A 24,205-nucleotide genomic window follows, 5' to 3' on the forward strand; every position below is an offset into this window, starting at 1 on the left:
TTTTTTGCTGTAGCTTCTATGGTTGCTCTTTGGCTTACTAAAGAGCAGGAAGTAAAGGGCTAATTTTACTGAAAAGCGATAAACCAGTTGGGGGTTAAGTAACAGGTGGTTATCACTTGTTACTTAACCCCCAATTGGTTTATCGTACCTGATTAGTTCAAATGTACTAATGCTGAACGATACACACGTCCGTCAAGCGATTTCATCCATGAACGTAGTGTTTGACTTTCTGTAGTAGCCCGGCCAAGTTCGTTGTCAATCTGGCGAAGCAAAAAAAACAGTTGATGAATATGTTGCCATTGCTCCGCTAACCGATTGATGTTTGGAGATTCAGGTTTTTGCTGACGAGCGGTCTGTGTTAGCTGGCGCAAGCTCATTTTGAGATGATACCGAAGAATAATCAGTCGACTTGCCATGGGCAACTCTTTTGGATTACGCTCCATATGTGATATGCTTTTAGCTAACACATTATTACGTTGCTGAAGCTGATCAGATACAAGCATCCAGGCGTACTCTGCCTGGAGAGATTCATAAGTAACGTTTTGCATGATACCTAGCACAGTACGGTTTATCAACAAATATAACGAAACGTCAACATAATTAATTGGTATAAGGTCTTGTTTGTAAAATTTTTATCTGGCTTATAGGATTTGCGCAGAATATTTTCAAAAGTTAAACGTGTACGTTAGTCGAAGCTGGAAACTTGGGACCTAAAAGGCGGAAGATTTGACAAGCAGTTCAGAGTAAGTAAGAGGCAGTAAGCTGTTTTAGTATAAACCCTTTATCTTCGTCCTGAAGTGTCGGTTATTTACCGCAAACAGCTATTGTCTACTTGCTCATGGATCCTATTTACCGCGCACTGATCGTCTGCACGAACCATACGGATTATCCTACTAAGTCCCAAAAAACAGGTTTGTGGCTTAGCGAGGCTACCCATTTTTATGATGAATTAGCCGGGCGGAATCTACCCTACGATATCGCAAGCCCTGTGGGAGGCTCCATTCCCATTGATGAGAAGAGTATTGACCGACGCGATGCGATCAATGAAAAATGGTATCATAATCCAACATTCCGCTCCAAATTGGATAACTCATTGAAGTTAGATGAAATTGACGCTTCTAACTACCAAATCCTCTATTTTACTGGCGGACACGGCACTATGTGGGATTTTCCTGACAATCTGGCTGTGCAGCGTATAACCCGGCAGATTTATGAAAGTGGTGGTATGGTAGCAGCTGTTTGCCACGGTGTTGGTGCACTACTCAATGTTACCTTGTCTGATGGTTCTCTACTCATTGATAACCGGCAGGTAACTGGCTTCTCGAACATGGAAGAAAAACTCGTTCGACTCGATGAGGAAGTTCCGTTCTTACTCGAAGATGCGTTGAGGCAGAAAAATGCCCTTTATAGTAAAGGCTTGATCCCGTTTCTGCCGTTCATCGAAGTCGATGAACGTTTAGTGACCGGGCAAAATCCATTGTCGGCGCGGAAAGTAGGACGGAAGGTGCTGGAAGAAATGTATGAGAAATAATATAATGGATAATGAATAATGAATAACGGCCTGCTAGCTCATTGTCCATTATTTATTATCCATTTTCCATTATACTACAGCCTCTGGTAATACTTCCCGTAATGTTTTCAGTTCCTGATCTTTCTCTGAAACGATTGGATTCGTTACGCCCCAATTAATATTTAGATCTGGATCATTCCAGATAATGCCAGATTCAGAGGCTTTATTATAAATGTTTGTGCATTTATAGCTGAAGATACTGTCTTCCAGTGCTACAAATCCGTGAGCGAAACCTTCCGGTATATAAGCCATGTTGGCTAGCTTGGCGTCAAGCAAAAAAGTTTCGTATTGCCCAAACGTTGGCGAATCCGGTCGTAAGTCAACGGCTACGTCCAATACCTGGCCCGTGATAACCCGCACTAATTTTCCCTGAGCAAAGGGTGCGTTCTGCATATGCAATCCACGCAGAACACCTTTTACGGAGAACGATTGATTGTCCTGTACAAACTCCATTGGCAAGCCCAGCGATACGAAAAGCGGTTTATTGTAGGACTCAAAGAAATGTCCACGCTCGTCTTCAAATACGCGTGGAATTAATTCAATTAGGCCATCAATGGCTGTTTGCCGAACTTGCATAATAGGATGGTGTTTCTTAAACGAAGGTCTCTTATGGGCAAATTTATGAAACCGACACGGTAAGTCGTACTTTTGAGCGGAATCTTTTAGTCTGTGATCCCCGTTTCAGCATGACATATTCAGAGTTAAGCAATCTGATTTTTCAAAAGCAGTCCTATTTATGCGTTGGGTTAGATACGGATCCTCGTAAACTTCCCCAACATCTATTGACCGAACCCGACCCGGTCTTTGCATTCAACAAAGCAATTATCGACGCTACTGCCGACTTCGCCGTAGCCTATAAACCTAATATTGCTTTCTATGAAGCGCAGGGGCCACGAGGTTGGGAAAGCCTGCAGAAAACCCTTGACTATATTCCCGCCAATTGCTTCACTATTGCTGATGCTAAACGGGGGGACATTGGGAATACCTCTGATTTGTATGCCCGCACCTTTTTCGACCCCGCAGCAGCTGGATTATCGTTTGATTCTGTTACGGTAGCTCCTTACATGGGCCATGATTCAGTACTACCTTTTCTGGCTTACGAAGGTAAATGGGTAATTCTTCTAGCGCTGACATCCAACACCGGCAGTGCTGATTTCCAGCGACAACAAGTTGGCGAACAGGAACTATTTGAGATTGTGATTGAAACTGCACAGACCTGGGCCGGAACGGATAAACTTATGTTTGTTGTAGGCGCAACCCAGGCTGACGAACTAAGTCGGATCAGAGAATTAGCTCCCGATAACTTTTTGCTTGTGCCCGGTGTGGGCGCACAAGGGGGGAGTCTTCAAGATGTTTCCAGACGAGGCTTAACGGCTTCGGGTGGTTTATTAGTAAACGCGTCAAGAAGTATTTTATATGCGTCCGATGGCGTGGACTTTGCTGATCGAGCAAGAGATGAAGCCAGGGCTTTACAAAAGGAAATGGCCACCTATTTAGCTGCTATGCAAAGGAACTAGACGATTGGGCGAAAGTAGGTATATTATTTTAGTAAATGTGTTTATATTCAACTCGCCTTAGGGTTGCTAATGGCATCAACTAACTGATAATTATCGACTAAACTGTGCCCGAAATTTTTCTGTATTTTATCTGGCAATACCAGTATTTTACAAATAACAACTTAATTACAACCGATGGTGAATCCGTACAGGTGCTCCACACGGGTTTTCGGAATCACGAAGCCGGGCCTGATTTTACCAACGCCCGGTTACTGATCAATGAAGTAGAGTGGGTGGGTACGGTTGAGATGCATACCCGAACATCGGATTGGCTTGTGCATCGTCATCAGCATGATCGGGCGTATGACAATGTCATTCTACATGTTGTTTGGCAGGACGATAGATTGGCCAACGGTCGGCGGGTTGATCGGGCTAATGGAACACCACTGCCTACGCTTGAACTTCAGCCACTCATCGATTCGACATTACTGGATCGCTACCAGGTATTAAGTGATTCAGTAGATGCTATTCCCTGTGCAGGGCAATTTCGTAGCGTAGCACCTTTGCGAATAACATCAATGCTTGACAAAGCTATGCTTCAACGGTTGGAACGGAAAGCAGAAGGGGTCCGGCAGCTAGTTGAGCAGGCAGGTGGCGATTGGGAGGAGACCGCCTATCGGCTTCTAGCTATGAACATGGGTTTTAAAATCAATGCCGACCCTATGGCTCAACTTAGTCGGGCTGTACCCTTGAAAGCAATTCTGAAACACCGGGATGTATTGGTACAAGTTGAAGCTATGTTGTATGGTACAGCCGGATTATTAGATACGGATGAGTCTGACGACTACATTAAAACGCTTCAACGCGAATATCGATTTCTCGCATCTAAATATTCACTTACTGATAAACAGGTAGCTGCTCATACCTGGAAATGGGGGCGATTACGGCCCGCTAATTTCCCAACTCTACGATTGGCCCAGTTAGCTCGTCTGGTGACGTATCATGCCAGTTTATTTTCACTATTTGCCGGTACACGAGATAGTGAAACATTGCTCAACGCCTTACAGATAACACCTTCTAACTACTGGCAATCGCACTATCGGTTTGGAAAACAAACCGATAAAAGTGTTTCGGCGTTGGGGCTAAACTCGGCCGAGAATATTGTAATTAACACAGTTGTGCCGTTACTTGCCGCGTATGCCCACCATAGAGGCCAGCCAGCTTATATTGACCGGGCTATTGAGTTACTAGAGCAACTGCCTGCCGAAAAAAACCGCCTGACCGATACCTGGGACACTCTAGGATTGGGTGTTCGTACAGCATTCGATTCGCAGGCGGCAATTGAACTCTATAATGAGTTTTGTTCCGTAAAAAAATGCTTGAGTTGCCAGATTGGCGCAGCGCTGTTGAAAAATAGATAAGGGAGGAAAGGGAAGAAGGGGAGTAGAGGGAGGAAGGAACGATTGATATCCCTTTCTCCCTCTACTCCCCTTCTTCCCTTTCCTCCTTTTTTTAACTCACTACCACATCCTGTTTAGTCGAATCCCAGGTTACGCGCTTTCCGGTATGCAGGGCCATAGTCGCCATGATATTGGCAACAGAGTGGTTGAAACCTACTCGGGCAGGAGCATTGGGCTCTTTGCGGCTGCGAACGCATTCCATCCAGTTCAGCATGTGTAAAGAGGTCATTGGATCACCACCTGTGTTAGCAGAGGTTTCCATTTTTGCAGCTTCTCCCAGTGACATTGTTGGCAGTAGGTTCGCCTGCATATTCATGTCTTTGGCGTATTTTGCTTCCAGACCTCCCTCGGGCGAAATCTTGTTCGTGTCGAGGTTAATCATGCCGCCGTTCGAGAAGTAGTATTCTTTTACACCACCGGCTTCGTTGTTCATGCGCGAAGAGTACAATACCTGGAAGCCTTTGGTTTTGTCGTTGTCCGGGCCGTAATCGAACACAGCCGTAAAGGTGTCGGCATTAACACGACCATCTTTCCAACTGTAAACGCCCCCATTAGCAACTACACTACGTGGGTGATCTAAACCACTGAACCAGTGGACTGTATCTATCTGGTGCGACATCCACTGACCCGGAATGCCCGATGAGTAAGGGTAGAACAAGCGGAATTCAAGATATTTACGTGGGTCCCAGGCCGTTTTAGGCCGGTTCATCTGGTAGCGATCCCAGTCGGTATCTTCTTTGCGAATTTCAGACACCAACTTAGGCCGGCGCCAGCGACCGGGCTGATTGACGTTCCAGGTCATTTCAACCATGGTAATGTCGCCAAATTTGCCTGATTTGATAAACTCATTGGCTGAGTGGTAGTTTGGGGCAGAGCGTCGTTGCGAACCAACCTGCACAATTTTCTTCGAAGCTTCTACCGCTTTAACCGCTTTCCGGGCATCGTCGAGCGATTCGGCGAATGGCTTTTCGCAATACACATCCCGGCCCGATTCAACGGCTGCGGCACAGTGGAGGGCATGCTGGAAATCGGCGGTGCTGATGATAACGGCGTCAACATCTTTGCGGTCGAGGAGTTCGTCGTTGTTGCGGGCTTTGAAAAAGGTACTATCGTTCAGCCCTTTCCCCTTTAAATAAGCTTCTGCTTCGTCGCGACGACGATTCCAGAGGTCAGAAACCCCTACAAAAGCAAAATTCTGGGCTTTCGCATGTTCAGCAAAAGCGGGGGCAAGCGACTGTCGGAAGCGGTCCGAAAAGCCAATAATACCAACCCGAACCCGGTCGTTAGCTCCCAGAATTCGGGCGTAGCTACTGGCTGAGAAACTCATCCCAAGTCCAGCTAGTGCCGATTTTTTTATAAAATCACGACGATTTTCCATAGAATTTAATCTGTTTAAAAAGATACGATAAACGATGATAGAAAAACTATTCGCTATAGGGCCTAAGGCTTAAAGTGTTTTGATCTTCATATTTCGGAAGTATACCCGATTACCATGATCCTGAAGCAGGATATGGCCTTTAGGAGCTTCGCCGAAACGACCGTTGGCATTATAGTCGGGAGCTTTGTATTTACTCATGGCAACCAATTCCCGGAATTGCTCGCTGCCCCGTTCGTATTCAACTACTTTTTTGCCGTTCAGCCAGTGTTCAACGTGTTTGCCTTTCGAAATAACACGTCCTGTGTTCCACTCGCCAATTGGATTGGCTTTTTTGCCACTTGCCGGAATCAGATCATACAACGAACCAACCGTGCGGTTACCATTACGTCCTAGTTTGGCATCGGGGTGTTTATCATCATCCAGCACCTGAAATTCCAGGCCAAATGCTGACCCCTTCGGCTTCGGGCTTTGTTCAGCCACAAAATATTTCACACCACTGTTGGCTCCTTCCGTAAGTTTGAAATCGAAGACAAGATCGAAATCACTGTATTCGCCATCTGTAACAATATCACCAAAGCTTTCAGACTCAGACCCATTCGATTGTTGGATCGTTAGCATGCCATCAGTAACGTCCCAGCCTTTTTCGGGGAATTTATCTTTGTAAGCCCCACGCCAGCCTTTGGTTGTCTTGCCATCAAAGAGCAACTTCCAACCGTCCTTTTTCTCCTGGGCTGTTAATGTATTAGGCGCTTGTGAATCTTTAGCTGCGATTAAGCTTAAGACTAAAAAGCCAGATAAGATTAGTTGTTTCATAATAGTAGTACGTGAAAAAACGGAAATGGACCTCAGCTTCCAGTATTCTTTTTTCACAATGGAACGTGAAGCGTTTTAGTGATATAGTCTTTATTGATCTGAGCGCACTGAATGGGAGTCTTATCTTTTTCCGGGACACCATCTAATTCAATGATTCCCCAACCTTTAAACTTAATCTCGTCCAAGGCTTTGAATACCGCGGGGACGTCTACATTTCCCCGGCCTAACTCCACAAATTTATACGCTTTAGCATCACCTGGTTTGTCGGCCAAGGGCGACATTGTGTCTTTCAGGTGAAGGGCGTAAATAATGTCTTTATATTGCTTGACAGCCTTTTCGGGTTGGCCACCCCCTTGTTTATAGTGGGCAATGTCAAGTTCTAATTTCATGTACTTAGGATTCATGGCCTGCACAATAATCTCTACCTCTTCGGGCGTTTCGCCGAGCTGGTGCATGTGATTGTGATAGGTAGCCTGAACACCTAGGTCGGCCGTTTGCTTGCCGATTTCGTTCATAACGAATGCCAGTCGTTTCAGTTCTTCCGTTGTTGGAAGCCGATCTTTGGGTCGGGCCGAGTTGGTCAACTGAATGGCTGAGCCACCGAGGGCTTTCACAAAACTCGCGTGGGCCACGTGCATATCGATGGTACTCTGTTCTTTAGCCGGATCGATCTCTACATTGCCACTCGAAAACATAGCCAGGGTTAGGTGATTCTGATCGAGCAACGCTTTCAATTCGGAGGGCTTGGCTTTATAGGGCCCAAAGGCGTTGGCCCGGAGTTGAATACCATGATAGCCAAGCGAAGCCAGGTCCGTAATTGCCTGAGCGTCGTTCCCGCCCCAGGTAATGGCCGAGTAGGCGATTTTCAGACCAGATGGTTTACTGAATCGGGCAAATAACGGTTCCGTTGCAGCGGTAAGTGCCAAAGCTGATAAACCAGCCGTGGTGAGAAACTGTCGTCGGTTTACAGTCTCTTGCATAGTTTGGGGAGGGATAATCAGTATAGGGCGGTTCGCCTGACTACTAATGGTGAAACAGAATAATTAGAACGCTAAGTACGGAATTGATAAGCGTGAATAGACTCAGTTATAATAAAAATAAAAGCGAAAGAGTGAAACCCGATGCCGGTCTCACTCTTTCGCTCACTATGCCTTAGAATCCATCATTTTGCTTAAAGCCACCGTTCTCAGTCCGGTCAATTTGGGTTTGCGGAATGGGGCGTAGATTATGGGTCTCTTTCACGTTGGCAGCTCCATCGGGGTTGTATAACTTAACCCGTTCAACCAGGTTACCCCACCGTTTTAGATCGAACCAACGCATCTGCTCACCAGCCAGTTCACGCGCACGTTCCTGCATGATCATCTCCATGTCTAATTGAGCAGGTGTTATTTCCATTGCTGATTCTTTGCCTGGCCAGGCAGCTCGGCGACGTACTGCGTTAATGGCAGCAGTAGCTTCGGTCGTTTTACCTGACTTGAATTGAGCTTCAGCTAAAATCAGATAGGTTTCAGCCAGACGAAACGCCAGGTAATCGCGGCTACCCTGTTCGTAGGTTAGATCAGGACGAGTTGGGTCGAGGAACTTTTGCAGTGTTGGGAATAACGCTGCCGTATAGGCACTTGGTACTAAAACCTGGTAAGGCTTGGCGGCCCGCTGCGCCACTGTCCACTCAACACCCGGAATGTAAATGGCAGTATCTCCTGCTTTTAAGGTCATCTTAGCCTTACTGTTGTCAAAAGAGGTATTTAGATTCGTGCCAGGGTTGTTAGACAGCCAGGTATCCTTAAACGTTTTCTTATAGCGGGAGTCATTCACCCGATCTTTGAAAACGGTTTCAAGTAGATAGGTTGTTGGACGTAACCGTTTGAAGGGACGGTCATTGGCAATGTCGCGTTTCATACCAGGCTGCACATCGTACTGCATCCCAAAGTATAGGTGAAGCTTGTTTCCGTCGCCGTTATTCGTATTTGCCGTGTTTATGTTGGTGAGCGGGTCCGTTGTATATTGAACCGAGAAAATAACCTCGTCGTTAATTTCTCCACCTCCCTGAGCAAACACACTCGCAAAATCGGGCAATAGCTTCAGGCTATAGTTGCTAATTACGTTCTGTGCGTAGGTTGCGGCTTTCGTGTAATCATCAGCGGCTTTTGCCGATGAAGTGGCTTTGGTAAGGTACACCCGAGCCAGCAAATGTTCGGCAGCCGATTTGGTAGCTCGCCCATAATCACTGGCTCCCTGCGAAGACGCTTTAACCGTAGGCAGATCGGCCAGTGCCGATTCCAGGTCACTCGTTATGGATTTATAGATGTCGGCCTCTGTTGCCCGACTGGTTTTTTTCGTAGGAAGTATCGTTTCTGTCAATCGTAAGTCGACCCCACCGAACTGTTGCACCAGAATAAAGTAGTAGTGCGCTCTCAGGAACTTCATCTCGGCTACCCGAAGTTTTTTGGTAGCATCCGAAACAGTAGCGGCCGGGGCACGCTCAATAACCGCATTGCAGGTATTGATACCCCTGTACAGTTCTTCCCATACCTGCTGGATAATGTCAACGAAGCTGTTCATCTGGGTGTCGTAGAAATGAAACCCTTTATAACTTCCATCCGCTCCGGCCTGATAAATATCCGTACCATATTCGGTCATAGTCAGTCCGCGCTCCGATGCGTAGAAATTCCTCAGCGACGAGTAAGCGGCTTTGCTGGCATCTTCAAACCCTTTTGGGGTTTTGATGTAATCGTTCCCGATATTGGAAATGACCGTTTCCTTCAGCACATCCTTACAAGCCTGCCCACTAAGTAGGAGAGCGGCAAGTGCCAGGACGCGCAATGATTTATGTGAAAATTGTGATTTCATGTTTTTAGAATCAATGTATGTTTATAAGCACATCGCCTATGGCGTATGCACCTAGAATTTGACGTTTAAACCAAAAGTAGTTACCCGGGTAGCAGGCGTAACACCGTTACTAACCGTACCATCGCTTGTTTCAGGGTCAACTCCGTTATACTTTGACCGGTAGGACGAGAAGATAAAGGGTTGCTGAATGCTGGTGAATAGTCGTAACGACTGTAGGCGAAGTTTTGAGGTAATACTTGCCGGGAATGTGTAGCCAAAGTTGATATTTCGCACCTTCACAAACGAACCGTCGAAGTAGATAATAGCCGCGTTGTAGACCGGGAATTCCTGGCTTGAGTTAGGCCGAGGGAACTCATTCGTTGGATTGTTGGGCGTCCAATAATCCACCTTAATTTGCTGATAACGACCCGCAAGTTGGTTATTATCCCGGTGGAAACCGCTCAGGATGGTTTGGCCAACCCGGGCATAAATAAAGAAGTTCAGGTCGAACCCTTTGTAGCTGAATCGGTTGGTAATACCTCCACTCCAGGTTGGAATATCGGAACCTAAGAACACGCGGTCGTCAGCCGTAATTTTGCCATCGTTGTTGGTGTCCTGCACTTTAATCTGGCCAACGGCACTCTGGTACGACTTGGCCGCGTCAGCTTCGTTGGTCTGCCAGATACCGGCTTTCTTATAATCGTAAAACTCGGTCAGGGGTTTACCAATGAAGCGTTTGTTACCCACATCATCGATAGGTCCGTTGAACAGGGAGATAATGGCTTCTGAATTTTTAGAGAAGACAATATCGGATGTCCACTTAAAGCCGCCTTTCGTATTCACGTTCACTGTCGATAAACTGACTTCTACCCCTTTGTTCTGGGTTTCGCCAATGTTTCGGGTAACGGAGTTGAAACCAATTGATGTAGGTAGCAGGTCAGATAGCAGTAGATCGGTGGTGCGGGTTTGATACAGTTCGATAGAACCCGTTAGCCGGCCACGCCAGAGACTGAAATCGAGACCAATGTTAGTGGTTGTTGAGGTCTCCCATCGCAAATCAGGATTACCGATCGTTTCAGGACGATAGCCGTAAGCGGGCGTAGTACCATATGCGTATACAGTACGACCTAGTAGCCCCTGGGTTTGATAAGGTGCTACCCCCTGGTTACCTACCGACCCCCGGCTGGCTCGCAGTTTCAGCAGATCAACCCATGAACTCCCTTTCATGAAATCTTCATTACTGATATTCCAGCCTAAAGCAATACCTGGGAAGTTACCATATTTAGTATTTTCCCCAAATCGGCTCGATCCATCCCGGCGTAGGGTGGCCGTTACTAAGTATTTGTCTTTGTAGTCGTAATTAATACGTCCCATATAGGAGTTGATCGTCCACTGAATCAGACCACTTCCCACACCTAGTACTGAGCTAGCGTTGCCTACATTATAAAACGACTGCGTTTCGGCTGGAACACCCTGCACGTTAATATTATTGAACTCGGAATTATCGCGCTGAATGGATTGAAGGGCCGTAATGCCGAAATTGTGATCGCCAATTTTTTTATTGTACGTTACGACGTTCTCCAACGTGTAGTCGAAATTAAAGGCGGAAGCGTTGGAAGCCTGCGGGTCGCCCCCTTTCCGGGCATTTGTTTGAGCACCAATGAAGCGGCCAAACCTGTTGATTGTAAAGTCGGGTCCGAAATTAACCCGGTATTTTAGCCCGTCAAGAATGCTTACTTCTGCATAAACACTATTGAAAATTCGGTATTTTTTTCGTTCTTCTATTTGCGCACCCGGTACAACCTCGGCAAGCGGATTGGTGAGTAAGGCGTCATTCGTAGGTGAGAAAATCAGATTTCCATTGTCGTCGTAAGGCCGACCAAGTGGATTTTGCTGAAGCGTAAAGTTGTATGGATTCAGTGTTTCCCCGTTGCGCAGGCTATACATCATATACGAGGCAATGCCTACTTTAAGTGCCTTATTAATTTGGTGATCAATATTGGCACGCAGCGAATAGCGGGTAAAATCCAGCCCAGGCATGATCCCTTTATCCTGAAAATAACCTGCCGAAATATAGAACTGCGTTTTTTCGTTACCGCCCTGAACTCCAATCGAATGGTTCTGCTGGACCCCCTGTTTCAGAATCAACGACTGCCAATCCGTATTCCGATTAGCGGCAAGGCCAGCCGCTACGTTCGGGTCGCCACCGAGTACAGCTACCTTCGAGTCAGCGTACGCATCGGCCACGCCTGTAGGAACTGGATTACCATTCGCATCTTTGTAGTTTCCCGTAGTCCGGTAAGCTTCCCGGACGAATTCAGCAAACTCGGAACCGCTGAACAGCTTGACTTTATCAAGTGCATCAGTAAAACCTACATAGTTATCGTAGCTGATAGTCGTTTTGCCGTTTGCATTGCCTCGTTTGGTCGTAACCAGCACGACTCCATTAGCGCCCCTGGCACCATAGATGGCCGTTGCCGTAGCATCCTTCAGGATTTCCATCGAACCCACATCATTTGGGTTAATGTCTTCGTATTCTCTTGCTAGTGGAATCCCATCGACTACATACAAGGGATCGTTACCAGCGTTAAACGAACGACGTCCGCGAATCCGAATCGTTGGTACAGAGCCGGGTCGGCTACCCGACTGAGCCACATCTACACCCGCTACCCGACCCTGCATAGCCTGTCCAATGTTGGTAACAGGTTGTTCGGTGATTTGCTTGGGTGTAATCGACGAGATAGCGCCTGTGGTCTGGCTCTTCTTCTGCGTACCATATCCAATAACGACAACCTCGTTCAGCGATCGGTTGTCGGTAGTGAGTGTTAGATTGATTGCTGACTTGTTGCCAACGCTAACCTCTTGGCTAACAAAGCCGACTGCTGAGAAAACCAGCACAGACTGGTTGTTGGGTACGCCAATGCGGTAATCGCCATTGGCGTCGGAAGTCGTTCCACGCGTGGTACCTTTCACTGCCACACTAACACCTGGCAAGGCTTTATTGTCGTCACCCGAAAGAATCCGGCCCGTAACGGTGCGTTCCTGCGCCGGGTTTTCTACGAGTGGTCGGTTTGTAGGTGGCGCGCTGAACGCCGGTTGGCTAACCAGCGCGAGTGCTGTTAGGCCAAGCAAAGGAAGCCACGCAAGCCGTGGCGGTTGGGTAATTGTTGTCTGCATTGTAGGTTCAAGTAAGAGTTAATTGTTAAGGTAAAGTCTTGGCTAAACCAGCGGCCACTTCGATCGAGTCGCCGGGTTGTAGCCGAATGGGCTGTTGTTCTTTCAGAAGTAAATTCACATTTCCGGAGGTCAGGGCTACATAGGTTCCCTGCGGATGCTGCCGTACTCGAAAAATAGTACCGACTGCTTCTATGGTAAAGTCGGCCATATGGACCCGAAACAATCGGGCTGAGGAGGTATCATTACGATGCGTAACTGAAAAATCTGCTTCTCCTTTTAGCCAGACTGCCCTTGGCGTTTCGTCAGTCCATTGGCGTGCATATCGGACTGTGCTATTGGGCTGCAGGGTCATAGTTGAGTTATCTGGCAGTCGAATCAAACGTGTTTGATTCGATGGAGTACTGATCGTCGATACGCATTGATTTGGGCCATACTGCATCCAGAGTGCCCAGCCAATTAATAGCATAACACCCATCAGTGCAGCCACCGTCCTAAAGAAATACCACCAGCCAATAACAGCCCGAACATCTGGTTGTAGTGGGCGGAGGTCTTCCATTGTCTGGAGCGATTCCCGGATTCGCCCCCATACGGAAGATATCTCATCGGTCGATAAGGCTGGTAACCTTGATTGACTGGCTTCCTTAATAAGTGCACGGGCCGCTTCGACCGTTTCGTAACAGTCTGGGTTTTGCGCAAGCCAGTTTTGCCAATAAGCCTCTACCTCATCGTCGTTAGGATGTTGCACCCAACGCACAAACAGGTCATCAAGGGCGAGCTCCTCAACGGTATAAGCAGAGTATGGCTTATGGGACACGGTGTATAACTGTTTCGTGTAGGCCAAAGCGTCAGATGTAAGGGTTTCTACTTATTAAAAACATCAGCTGAAGGTGTATACACCACCTAATGGGCTAAGGGTAATTGTGGATTATTTCTTTATGAAGCTTTATTATGTACTATTATTCTTTGGAAAAATTCTAGTATGATGTTCTGAAAAAAAACAGACATAAAGAACATTTTATCTCATTTTATTTATGCAAGCGTTACCGGGAACGTTCCCGGATTGTAAAACGGTAAGATTTTTTTGTCGATACGGAAGAAATTTGCAATAACTCGTCAATCCCTGTAGGGTCAATTATGAACTAAGCTGATTGGTTTTTTTTGTATTTATCCAATAGTAGACTGAGGTAGGCCGTGAAATATATAGAGTTTGAGGACAAACTAAATAGCCCATAAAAAACGTAGAGTTATTATAAGATATGGTATAGAGCCGTTTGGAAGACGCTTACCCAACGATTCATCTGGAAATCATTGGCAAATTGAAAGCGGGTTTTGGCTCGTGAATTGGTGATATAGTAGCCGATCATAAATCCAGTAGAACCATTAGCCCGATCCATCGTTATTAGTTTATCAACGGTGTGAAAACTATGCGATTACGATGGATTTTAAGTTTACCTTTTATTCTTTGGTTTTATACGGGTACAATAGCCTGGGCGCAGCCCGAAGCCTCTATCGAGGCAAAAACCAGGAAAACTCTTCATTCGGATACTGCAAGTAGTAGCAGCCCAAAATCCCTTACGTTTACTGCCTCAACAGATCAACGATTCTTCTTCTTTGGTGATACCCGAAATGATAATGATCGACGAGTGCCGGTCAGTGTGTATGGGGTAAGAGCTGGTTTTTTATTCCCTAGCCAGCATGAGCGGCCTAACCTGCGAGGTGGGCGTTTGGCTAGTTTTAAGGCAGGAGCCGGATTTTATTTTATTAATCAGCATCTCGACGAACCCGGTTTGCTGCCCAATACATCAGAATCTGTAACCCGTCATTTACGTATAGCTACCGTGTACTACGAGCGTTACCTATTGCGCCGGAAAGCTTTTGAAGTGAGTATGCCGATAGAATTGGGGTATGGGCACTCACGTTATGAACGAGACGAGGGCCAATCAAACAAGCATGAAGTCGCAAGGGGTGTTTTTTTGCCACTTGGCGTTGGTGTTTCTGCTGCTTATCAGTTCCCAACTGTACGCTGGCTACGGCCTTTACACTGGTTTGGTTTGAATATGTTGACTGGGTATCGTTTTATTCTAAAAAAGGATATTCCCGACAGCCAAATCAACTATAGTGGGTTTTATATATCGGTCGGCCCCTCATTTTTCCTCGAAAATCTGACCGCCGATATTAAATACTGGCGGCAGAAACGAAAAAGAAATAAGTTAAATTAAAGGAATCTTGCCTTGTGATGTATGATATAGGATGTACTTCTCCTGCGTCAGTTACATCATATACCATACATCCTATATCAGTTCCCTATTCCCACCGAATACTTACGGCCTGCTCAACATCAGGGTGGAGGCTAATGGCTACCGGGCAGGTGTGTGCAATTTTCTCCAATCGGGCGCGAGTTTCATCGTCGGGTAGAAATGAATTTCCTTCCCGATTGGCGCGGAGAATCAGACTAATTTCTATACGAGCAATGCGCCGGGGAGGCTGGCTGGTCATCACTTTCGTAACGTCGAGTTCGCTACTTTGTAGGTCAATACCTTCGCGTCGGGCAAAAATAGCCATCGTTGTAATGATGCAGGAGCCAAGGGCATTGGCAACCAGATCGGTAGGAGAGAATGCTTCGCCAAGGCCTTGGTTATCCGTAGGGGCATCGGTATTTATGTGGGTACCCGATTGAAGGTGTTCACAATCGGTACGTAGTCCACCGAGGTAATCAATGTGAATGGTTGCCATGAAAAGTTGAAAGTTAACGAGTTAAATAACGGGGTTGCCCGTGCGGTCGGCAAGTTAGTAAGGAAAAAACTGGCGTCAGCACTTACTGACTTATTCGACTTGCCAACTCACCTTTTCTAATTAAACATATAAAGAATGATGTAGTTACCCTAATTGTGGCGTCGGGGTTTTGTGAATAATAATAATAATGAGTAGCTTTAATTCAGGATTTTACGGAAATGCGAACACTATACAACTTATTTGGACTTGCGCTAAGTGGCCTGCTCTTGTCAGGTCAGGTTTCTAAAGCGCAAAATACGGACACCGAAGACGATAATTACCCAACTATAACGACGTTTGGCCTGACAACCAACACGAATTCTGGTATAATTGGGGGCTTTTCGTTTCGGCAGTCAAAGATACTATCGAGCAAACTGTTGGGTATGTCTCAATATCGCTATATAAGCGTTGAACTTGTTAACGTAAAGCATCCGAAAGAGATACAGTCATCCATCAATTCGATTGGCTCGCGCTATATTGATGGAAAAGAAAATTATTTGTTTGTTTTGCGCCCTCAATATGGCCGGGAAGTAAAACTGTTTCAGCGGAGTAGTGATGAAGGTATTGCAGTAAGCGGAATTTTAGCTGGCGGACCATCAATAGGTATTATTAAGCCGTACTATGTGGAAGTAACTTCCGGTAACTCCTCCCGAACCGTGCCAGCTTCGCAAGTGAATGGATCTACTACACCAACGGGTGAGGTAATTACCGGCGCTGGGGGTTTCTTTCAGGGCCTGGATCAGTCGAAACTTACGATTGGCCTGCATGTGAAAGCGGCTTTAAGTTTTGAACTAAGTGCTTTCAGAGCCAATACAACCGGCGTTGAAATCGGTTTCTTAGCAGAAGCATTTCCCAATAAAATTGTGATTATTCCCAACCAAAGCCAGACCGGTAATCGGGAAGATGGAAATCGTAGCTTCTTCACATCGGCCTATCTTACGTTGTTTTTTGGCAGTAAGAAATAAAAAAGGAGGAAAGGGAGGAAGGAGGAACGGGAAGAATAGGGTGCGAAAAATCCTTTATCCCGCTCCTCCTTCTTCCCTTTCCTCCTTTTTTGCTGAACTTTACGCCCAGAAAACGAATTTTGCTGGAAAGGATTGAGGAGACATGATCGAACTACCCGTAATACCCTCTGAACAACAACGAAAAAAGCGTCCTGATTGGCTGCGTGTAAAACTGCCGATCGGCCCCGAATATGCCAAAGTTCGTAAGTTAGTAGACGAACATAAGCTCCATACCATTTGCGAGAGTGGTAACTGCCCAAATATGGGTGAATGCTGGGGAGCAGGCACCGCTACATTTATGATTCTGGGCAATGTTTGTACAAGAAGCTGCACGTTTTGTGCCGTAGCAACCGGACGCCCTACTGAATATGATACGGATGAACCCCGGCGCGTGGCTGAAGCTATTGTATTGATGAAGGTTAAACACGCTGTGCTCACATCCGTTAACCGTGACGAACTGAAAGACCGGGGCGCCGAAATCTGGTATCAGACCGTACGACTTATTAAAGAGGCATCGCCATCAACGACTATTGAAACGCTTATTCCTGATACAAAGGGAAACTGGGAAGCGCTGGAACGGATGATTTCGGCAGGCCAGGAAGTAGTTTCGCATAATATGGAAACCGTAGAGCGGCTTTATCGGCGGGTTCGGCCGCAGGCTCGCTATGAGCGTAGTCTCGAACAGATTCGCCGGACAAAAGAGTATGGTCAGCGCACAAAATCTGGTATTATGCTTGGCTTAGGTGAAACACACGATGAGGTGTTTAAGGCGATGGATGACCTGGCCATAAACGGGCTGGATATTCTCACGCTGGGTCAGTACCTGCAACCCACCAAAATGCACCACGAAGTTATTGAGTGGATTCACCCTGATACCTTTGCGATGTATCGAGAAGAAGGGCTGAAGCGTGGGCTGAAATACGTAGAATCAGGCCCACTGGTTCGGTCGAGTTATCATGCTGAAAAACACGTGAATGTGTAAAAAAGCGGGTAAGTCAATAAGTGGCCAACGCACGAACAACACTAGTGTCAGCCACTTATTGACTTACCGACTTTTTAACTTACCGACTCATTTATTAAACAATTAAGGTTATTCCCCATTTTATAAGGACAGAGTCCGGACCCACGGCCCGGACTTTTTCTTTGCTACATGAAAAAATACGATTTCATTATCGCAGGGGGAGGCATGGCCGGCTTGAGTCTGGCGTATTATCTGCTTCAATCTCCATTACGCGACCGAAGTATTCTAATCCTGGACCGTGAACCGAAAAGCCAGAACGACCGGACCTGGTGCTTTTGGGAGCGTGGGCCACTAACAACCCAGACCGATCAGTCTGAGGGCCTACTGACTCGATCACAACCCTTTGAATCTATTTTGTTTCGTACCTGGAAATCAATCTCTTTTCATGGTACCACCTATTCGGGGATGCTCGACATGGGCCCTTATCAATATAAAATGCTGCGGAGTATCGACTTCTATGCCTTTATGGAAGCTGAACTAGCTAAGTGGCCTACTATTGAGCGAAAACAGGCAACAATTCAACGCATAAAAGATACTCCACAGGGTGGTTTCGTTATTGCCGACGATGAACCTTATATAGCTAACTACGTATTTGATAGTACGTTTGCGCTTAAGTTAGATCAGCCCGAAAATCATAATCTCCTACAGCATTTTAAAGGCTGGGTAATTACAACATCAACGCCATGTTTTGACCCAAAACGCCCTGAAATTATGGACTTTCGGGTGGATCAGCAGGGAGATTGCCGGTTTATGTACGTGTTGCCTTTCGATGAAAAGACCGCCCTGATTGAGTATACATTGTTTAACTCAACCCTCCTGCTCGATCAAGAATATGATACAGAACTTCGTAAGTATATCGACCAGTTTATAGAAACGGGCGGGTATCAAATTCGCGAAACTGAGTATGGTGTCATTCCAATGTCAGATGAGCCAACCCAGGAAAACCCTTCGGAACATATTGTCAGGATTGGTACGTCGGGTGGCTTTACCAAACCGTCTACCGGGTACACCTTCCACCGGACGCAGCGTTGCTTGCAGGACATAGTTCAATGCCTGGTTGAAACCGGTAAGCCACAACGAACTGTACCCTGGTTTAAGCGAAGATTTAAACTCTACGACAGTATCTTTCTGAATGTGCTGGAGAAGCGCCGACATCCGGCCGACGACATTTTTACGCGTGTCTATACCGAGAACCCACAGCGTGTCTTTACGTTTTTAGACGAGGATACCCGTTTTTCTGAAGAGATTCAATTATTTGCTACCATGCCTTTCTGGCCGTTTTTAAAGGCCTTCTTTGCCGTGCTACGGCGTAAAATAGCTGGATAACAAAGAAGCTGCCTTGTAATTACTTGCCCCCTGCTCAGAAAATTGTAGATTTGTGACTTTAACTAAGTCATACCATCCGGATAGCGCAATGCCTTATCTTTTCACTTCTGAGTCTGTTTCCGAGGGCCACCCCGACAAAGTCGCCGACCAAATCTCCGACGCACTGATTGATAATTTCCTTGCGTTTGATCCATCCAGCAAGGTAGCCTGCGAAACGCTTGTTACAACGGGTCAGGTTGTGCTGGCTGGCGAAATCAAAACTGATACTTATTTAGACGTTCAAAAAATCACACGGGAGGTGATCCGTAAAATCGGTTACACCAAGAGTGAATATATGTTCGAGGCTAATTCGTGCGGTATTTTCTCTGCTTTGCATGATCAATCTGCCGATATCAATCAGGGCGTTGACCGTGAGGTTGCCAATGATGATTTCGAGACACGTGCTAATGCACAAGGTGCTGGTGACCAGGGTATGATGTTCGGGTATGCCACCAATGAAACCGATAACTACATGCCATTGCCGTTGGATCTGGCCCATGCCATCCTGCGTGAAATGTCAGTGATTCGAAATAATGAGATTGAGTTAATGCCTTATCTGCGGCCGGATGCCAAGTCGCAGGTGACGATTGAGTATTCGGATGATGATCAACCTATCCGGATTGATACCATTGTGGTTTCGACTCAGCACGACGATTTTGCTGACGACGCAACGATGCTGGCCAAAATCAAGGAAGATATCATCAATATTGTGATTCCACGGGTTAAAGCCGCTCAGAAAGCTGAACTGCACAGCCTGTTTACGGATAACATCACGTATTACATCAACCCAACCGGTAAGTTCGTAATTGGTGGTCCTCACGGCGATACTGGCCTTACAGGTCGTAAGATCATCGTTGATACATACGGCGGTAAAGGTGCGCACGGTGGTGGTGCTTTTTCGGGCAAAGATCCATCGAAAGTAGACCGTTCGGCGGCTTATGCAACTCGCCACATTGCCAAGAATCTAGTTGCATCAGGTCTTTGCACGCAGGTTCTGGTTCAGGTATCCTATGCTATTGGCGTAGCTAAACCTTGTGGTTTGTATGTCAATACATATGGCACATCTAAAGTAGATATGCATGATGGTGCCATTGCTGAAAAGGTTAGCGAAATTTTCGATATGCGTCCATACGCTATCGAACAACGGCTTAAGCTCCGCAATCCGATCTATTCCGAAACGGCTGCTTATGGTCACATGGGCCGTAAGAACGAAATCGTTAAAAAGACCTTTGGGTCGAACGGGAATATTAAAGAAGTTGAAGTTGAGTTATTTACCTGGGAAAAACTCGATTTTGTCGATCAGGTTAAAGCCGCTTTTGGGCTGTAAAAAGCTACGAAGGTTTCCACCTAAGCTACTAAAATCAGAAAGCCACTCCGTTGGGGGTGGCTTTCTGATTTATAAAGAAATTAGTTAGTTATAACTCATCGGGCTCAAAAACTTCGTCTTCAGCTTCTACCCGGGATGTGGCCTCTGCAATGGCAGGACTGGAAATATCGTTTCGTTTTTGTTTAAATCGAACGAGTTTATCTTTTAGGACATCCATTACCCGGTCGGTTGCGCTTTCGAAACTTTTATCGTGTTCCTTCACGAAAATTTCCTTGCCTGGAATCATCAGTCGTACTTCGACGATTTTCTCTTTGACTTTGTTGGAGTCTGCCCCCTCTAGCCTTAAGAACACTTCTCCGCTGATAATACGATCATGAAAAGTGTCTAGCTTATCAAGCTTAGCCTGGATAAAATCTAACAGGCTCTGATCTGCCGTGAATCTAACGGCGTGCATTTGTAGTCTCATTGTGTCGCATTTAAAGTGAACTGAAATTAGAACATCAATGGACTGTCTAAGTTTGGCTATTAGGACCACAAAGTCAATACTACCTATGAAAGGTGCAACTGTGTTTCACGGTCTTTTTGCCTAATAGAAGGTAACGGCTTGACTGTATAGCTTTTTAGTGGGAGCGTGGAACGGCTGCTTACTAAAGTTCTTTAAAAAGTATAAATGAAAATTCACAATAAATTAATGCGAACGGCTTGGTTTGGACGTAATGTGATTAATGGATTAGGAATGATGCGCTGATTTACGACAGGCGTAAATTCAAATGAACGTACCAGCATGGCTAACAGAATCTGCATTTCCATCAGTGCAAATTGATTTCCAATACATAGTCGGGGTCCTCCGCCAAAGGGCAGATACGCATACGAATGAAGTTGTTCTTTAGGGCCACCCGGTGCAAATCGATCGGGATCAAATCGGTCGGGATCGGGCCAGTTTGCTGGGTCTCTATGAAGGAGATAAGGCGAAATTAATGCTGTATCACCGGCCGGGATCGTGTAGGGGCCAATGTGATCCGGATTATGCGCCCGCCGACTCATGATCCAGGCAGGAGGGTACAAGCGTAATGACTCCTGAACAACTTGCAATGTATACGTCAGCGAACGAAAGGCCTCGGGTGCTGGCGTTGTGGCATCGCCCAGTACGGTTCGGCTTTCGGTCTGGAGTCGGGCGAGTACGTCGGGATGCTGACTTAAAAGATAGATTGTCCAGGCCATAGAAACGGCCGTAGTTTCGTGCCCTGCCGAAAAAATGGTTACACACTCATCGCGTAGTTGCTGATCAGACATTTTTTCGCCTGTGTCTTCATCCTCTGCGCTGAGCAGCATACCCAACAAATCATCTTTGTCTTCATCTCGCTGGCGTCGTTGGTCAATAACGCCATAGATAAACGAGTCGACCTGCATCCGGGCTCGCTTTGACCGTACATTATCGGGCGTTGGCCAGCTATACGGAAACCGGATTGGAGACAACATCTTCTTATTCGCCAGATAGTTGAGGGTATCGAGGGCGCTAGAGAGTCCATCCAGTTTGCCTGTCGTATCTGACCCGAACAGCGTTTTGCAGACGATGCGCATCGTTATGTCCATAAACGCCTGCGATATATTGACTGGCTGCTTCGTGTTGTGCTGTTTCAGTTCGGCAATCCAGCTGGCCGTCTCAGCAATCATGGTTGTTGTCAGGGCGGCTAACCTCTGCCGGTGAAAAGCGGGTTGGGCCAGCCGTCGTTGCCGTCGCCAGAAATCGCCGTCGCTGGTAAGCAAGCCATTCCCCAGAAAAACCTTCAGTATCTCAAAAGCTGGCGAGCGTCCGTAATTGCGGTGATTTTCCTGCATAACGTGTTTCACATCCTCAGGTCGAAGAACCAGATACTGGTTTCGTCCGCCAATACGCAGATGGACAAGACGATCGTGCTGGCGCTGCAACGTATGTAGTGTGCTGAGCGGATTTCGCAGAAAGGCAAGGGTATTGCCTAGTATGGGCAGACCGGGGTGTAGGGGTACGGGAAGAGGAGAATGGGCTGTTGTTTCCATCAATGAAAAGCCATTCCGAAACAACGTTCAGAATGGCTATAAAGATAATATTGGCTTGGTAGAATCGCTATGAATTAACGACCTCTCCGCCGTTTACATGGATAACCTGACCTGCAAAATAAGACGCATCCTCCGAAGCCAGAAATACGTAAGCTGGGGCCAATTCGGCAGGTTGACCAGCGCGTTCCATAGGGGTGTCTTTGCCAAACTCTTCCACTTCTTTAAGTGTTTTCGTCGCCACAATGAGGGGAGTCCAGATAGGGCCGGGCGCCACCGCATTGACCCGAATGTTACGTTCCAATAAATTCTGCGATAACGAGCGGGTGAAGGACGTAACAGCGCCTTTCGTCGAGGCATAGTCGATCAATGATTCAGTGCCTCGGTAGGATACAACCGACGTTGTATTGATGATACAATCGCCCGCTGTCATATACGGCAACAGGATTTTTGTGAATCGAAACATGGCCAGAATATTTAGCTCAAACGTTTCACGCATCTGTTGATCTGAGATTCTCGTAAACTCCGTTTGCTCGACATGGTTGGCGGCATTATTGACCAGAATATTGACGTGATCATACGTATCAACAATCAAATCGACAGCATCCTGAATAAAAGTCAGTTCTTTCAGATCGCCCGAAACCAGCAGGCAACGACGCCCTTCCGCTTCAACCAGGTCTTTTGTTTTCTGTGCATCCTCTTCTTCACGAGGATGATAGAGCAAGGCTAAATCGGCTCCTTCGCGGGCGAAGTGGATGGCTACTGCCCGGCCAATTCCCGAATCGCCACCGGTAATGACCGCGATTTTATGTTTCAGTTTATCCGACCCCTGATAATCATCCCGAATGTAGATCGGTTGTGGGTCCATTTTATATTCCAGGCCCGGCTGTGCGTTCTGATGCTGGGGCTTGGTTTCAATTTCCATTTGATCCATACTAGTTGATTTTTATAGAGACGCATACTTGCGTCTCCATATGCGGATGGTTTTAGCTGACGCGCGTGAGACGCAAGTATGCGTCTCTACATTATGCATTTACAATAGTACCGCCGTTGGGGTGCATGACCTGCCCGGTAATGTAAGAAGCATCTTCTGAAGCCAGAAATACGTAAGTAGGGGCTACTTCGCTGGGTTGACCAGGGCGTTTCATCGGTACATCTTTGCCAAACTCAGCTACTTCTTCTGCACTAACCGACGCCGGATTGAGCGGTGTCCAGATGGGGCCCGGTGCAACAGCGTTCACACGAATACCCTTGGTAATTAAGTTACTGGATAACGCTCTTGTGAAGGTCATAATGGCTCCCTTGGTGGATGAATATTCGAGCAAATCGGCCCGGCCCTGGTAGGCCGTAACGGAGGTTGTGTTGATAACGGTATCGCCCTTATGTAAGTGAGATACAGCGGCTTTCGTTACCCGGAAAAACGAATAGATATTGGTTTCGAACGTAGCTAACAAATCCTCATCGGTTTCCTCTTCGAGCGTCTGGTGTTGCAACTGCAACCCTGCATTGTTGACCAGAATGTTGAGCTTTCCGAATTGCTTTACCGTATCTTCTACGAGTTGCGTACAGTACGCTTCCTGGCGAATATCGCCCGGTAGCAACAGGCATTTACGTCCTTCGGCTTCAACTAACTGTTTGGTTTTTTGCGCATCTACGTCCTCTCGGGGGGTATATGAAATGGCAACATCGGCCCCTTCGCGGGCAAAGTGAACGGCTACTGCCCGTCCAATTCCTGAGTCGCCACCCGTAATAAGCGCGACTTTATCTTTTAGCTTGTTAGCGCCTTTGTAAGAAGGCCGTATTACCTGCGGCTGTGGGTCCAGTGTGGCTTCAATACCCGGTTGGACGTCCTGATGCTGTGGGGGAATGTCAAGTGTCATAACGTTGCTTTGGTTGTACTTTTTGGATAATCCCAAAGCAGCGAGGGTTGTTTACAAAATCTATTGAACTGGTGGATTT

Annotated in this window: 21 protein-coding genes; 8 read left to right on the forward strand and 13 right to left on the reverse strand. The window is 46.7% G+C overall.

The genetic code is table 11. From position 1 onward, the window contains the following. Window positions 1-152 precede the first annotated feature (152 nt). Window positions 153-548, reverse strand: a complete 396-nt coding sequence (locus tag EXU85_RS07510; protein WP_142771490.1) for a hypothetical protein — start codon at window positions 546-548, stop codon at window positions 153-155. Between the two features lie 290 nt (window positions 549-838). Here EXU85_RS07510 and EXU85_RS07515 point away from each other — a divergent pair, with 290 nt between their 5' ends. Beyond that, window positions 839-1,531, forward strand: a complete 693-nt coding sequence (locus tag EXU85_RS07515; RefSeq protein WP_142771491.1) for a type 1 glutamine amidotransferase domain-containing protein — start codon at window positions 839-841, stop codon at window positions 1,529-1,531. Window positions 1,532-1,600: 69 nt separating this feature from the next. On the opposite strand, the gene rfbC is transcribed toward EXU85_RS07515, so the two are convergent. Continuing rightward, the gene (gene rfbC / locus EXU85_RS07520; protein ID WP_142771492.1) at window positions 1,601-2,146 is read right to left on the reverse strand and encodes a dTDP-4-dehydrorhamnose 3,5-epimerase; all 546 of its coding nucleotides are present in this window, start codon (window positions 2,144-2,146) and stop codon (window positions 1,601-1,603) included. A gap of 110 nt (window positions 2,147-2,256) precedes the next feature. Here rfbC and pyrF point away from each other — a divergent pair, with 110 nt between their 5' ends. Continuing rightward, complete coding sequence (pyrF, locus tag EXU85_RS07525; protein WP_142771493.1) at window positions 2,257-3,087, forward strand: orotidine-5'-phosphate decarboxylase; 831 nt, start codon at window positions 2,257-2,259, stop codon at window positions 3,085-3,087. A 104-nt stretch (window positions 3,088-3,191) separates the two neighbouring features. After that, window positions 3,192-4,487 (forward strand): DUF2851 family protein, encoded by a 1,296-nt coding sequence (locus tag EXU85_RS07530; RefSeq protein WP_142771494.1) that lies wholly within the window; start codon window positions 3,192-3,194, stop codon window positions 4,485-4,487. 91 nt (window positions 4,488-4,578) lie between these two features. Here EXU85_RS07530 and EXU85_RS07535 read toward each other — a convergent pair whose 3' ends face one another. The 6 genes from EXU85_RS07535 to EXU85_RS07560 form a co-directional block, all read right to left on the reverse strand. Beyond that, window positions 4,579-5,904 (reverse strand): Gfo/Idh/MocA family protein, encoded by a 1,326-nt coding sequence (locus EXU85_RS07535; protein ID WP_142771495.1) that lies wholly within the window; start codon window positions 5,902-5,904, stop codon window positions 4,579-4,581. Between the two features lie 69 nt (window positions 5,905-5,973). Continuing rightward, window positions 5,974-6,717: a DUF1080 domain-containing protein gene (locus EXU85_RS07540; RefSeq protein ID WP_142771496.1), complete on the reverse strand. Its 744-nt coding sequence runs from the start codon at window positions 6,715-6,717 to the stop codon at window positions 5,974-5,976. 53 nt (window positions 6,718-6,770) lie between these two features. Further along, complete coding sequence (locus EXU85_RS07545; protein ID WP_142771497.1) at window positions 6,771-7,697, reverse strand: sugar phosphate isomerase/epimerase; 927 nt, start codon at window positions 7,695-7,697, stop codon at window positions 6,771-6,773. 172 nt (window positions 7,698-7,869) lie between these two features. Further along, window positions 7,870-9,567 carry a RagB/SusD family nutrient uptake outer membrane protein gene (locus EXU85_RS07550; RefSeq protein WP_142771498.1) on the reverse strand — a complete coding sequence of 566 codons (1,698 nt, stop codon included), beginning with the start codon at window positions 9,565-9,567 and terminating at the stop codon, window positions 7,870-7,872. 51 nt (window positions 9,568-9,618) lie between these two features. After that, window positions 9,619-12,723, reverse strand: coding sequence for a TonB-dependent receptor (locus EXU85_RS07555; RefSeq protein ID WP_142771499.1), 3,105 nt, complete (start codon window positions 12,721-12,723; stop codon window positions 9,619-9,621). Window positions 12,724-12,748: 25 nt separating this feature from the next. After that, complete coding sequence (locus tag EXU85_RS07560; protein WP_142771500.1) at window positions 12,749-13,537, reverse strand: FecR family protein; 789 nt, start codon at window positions 13,535-13,537, stop codon at window positions 12,749-12,751. 610 nt (window positions 13,538-14,147) lie between these two features. Here EXU85_RS07560 and EXU85_RS07565 point away from each other — a divergent pair. Further along, window positions 14,148-14,942, forward strand: a complete 795-nt coding sequence (locus tag EXU85_RS07565; RefSeq protein WP_246859455.1) for a hypothetical protein — start codon at window positions 14,148-14,150, stop codon at window positions 14,940-14,942. A gap of 85 nt (window positions 14,943-15,027) precedes the next feature. Here EXU85_RS07565 and EXU85_RS07570 read toward each other — a convergent pair whose 3' ends face one another. Then, the gene (locus EXU85_RS07570; RefSeq protein WP_142771501.1) at window positions 15,028-15,456 is read right to left on the reverse strand and encodes an OsmC family protein; all 429 of its coding nucleotides are present in this window, start codon (window positions 15,454-15,456) and stop codon (window positions 15,028-15,030) included. 218 nt (window positions 15,457-15,674) lie between these two features. Between EXU85_RS07570 and EXU85_RS07575 the strand changes: the two genes are divergently transcribed. The 4 genes from EXU85_RS07575 to metK all read left to right on the forward strand — a co-directional run bounded on the left by EXU85_RS07575 (window position 15,675) and on the right by metK (window position 20,212). Continuing rightward, window positions 15,675-16,460 (forward strand): hypothetical protein, encoded by a 786-nt coding sequence (locus EXU85_RS07575; RefSeq protein ID WP_142771502.1) that lies wholly within the window; start codon window positions 15,675-15,677, stop codon window positions 16,458-16,460. Between the two features lie 142 nt (window positions 16,461-16,602). Beyond that, window positions 16,603-17,481 carry a lipoyl synthase gene (gene lipA / locus EXU85_RS07580; protein ID WP_142771503.1) on the forward strand — a complete coding sequence of 293 codons (879 nt, stop codon included), beginning with the start codon at window positions 16,603-16,605 and terminating at the stop codon, window positions 17,479-17,481. Between the two features lie 168 nt (window positions 17,482-17,649). Beyond that, a complete protein-coding gene (locus tag EXU85_RS07585; protein ID WP_142771504.1) occupies window positions 17,650-18,846 on the forward strand; it encodes a lycopene cyclase family protein in 1,197 nt (398 codons plus the stop codon). 88 nt (window positions 18,847-18,934) lie between these two features. Next, the gene (gene metK, locus EXU85_RS07590; protein ID WP_142771505.1) at window positions 18,935-20,212 is read left to right on the forward strand and encodes a methionine adenosyltransferase; all 1,278 of its coding nucleotides are present in this window, start codon (window positions 18,935-18,937) and stop codon (window positions 20,210-20,212) included. 88 nt (window positions 20,213-20,300) lie between these two features. Here the strand turns inward: metK and EXU85_RS07595 are convergent, their stop codons facing one another. The 4 genes from EXU85_RS07595 to EXU85_RS07610 form a co-directional block, all read right to left on the reverse strand. Next, complete coding sequence (locus EXU85_RS07595) at window positions 20,301-20,678, reverse strand: HPF/RaiA family ribosome-associated protein (RefSeq protein WP_142771506.1); 378 nt, start codon at window positions 20,676-20,678, stop codon at window positions 20,301-20,303. 212 nt (window positions 20,679-20,890) lie between these two features. Beyond that, window positions 20,891-22,249 carry a cytochrome P450 gene (locus EXU85_RS07600; protein ID WP_142771507.1) on the reverse strand — a complete coding sequence of 453 codons (1,359 nt, stop codon included), beginning with the start codon at window positions 22,247-22,249 and terminating at the stop codon, window positions 20,891-20,893. Between the two features lie 67 nt (window positions 22,250-22,316). Further along, the gene (locus tag EXU85_RS07605) at window positions 22,317-23,180 is read right to left on the reverse strand and encodes an SDR family oxidoreductase (RefSeq protein WP_142771508.1); all 864 of its coding nucleotides are present in this window, start codon (window positions 23,178-23,180) and stop codon (window positions 22,317-22,319) included. 91 nt (window positions 23,181-23,271) lie between these two features. Continuing rightward, window positions 23,272-24,126, reverse strand: coding sequence for an SDR family oxidoreductase (locus EXU85_RS07610; protein WP_142771509.1), 855 nt, complete (start codon window positions 24,124-24,126; stop codon window positions 23,272-23,274). Between the last annotated feature and the right edge of the window lie 79 nt (window positions 24,127-24,205).

This window comes from Spirosoma sp. KCTC 42546 (assembly GCF_006965485.1).
Classification (GTDB): Bacteria; Bacteroidota; Bacteroidia; order Cytophagales; family Spirosomataceae; genus Spirosoma.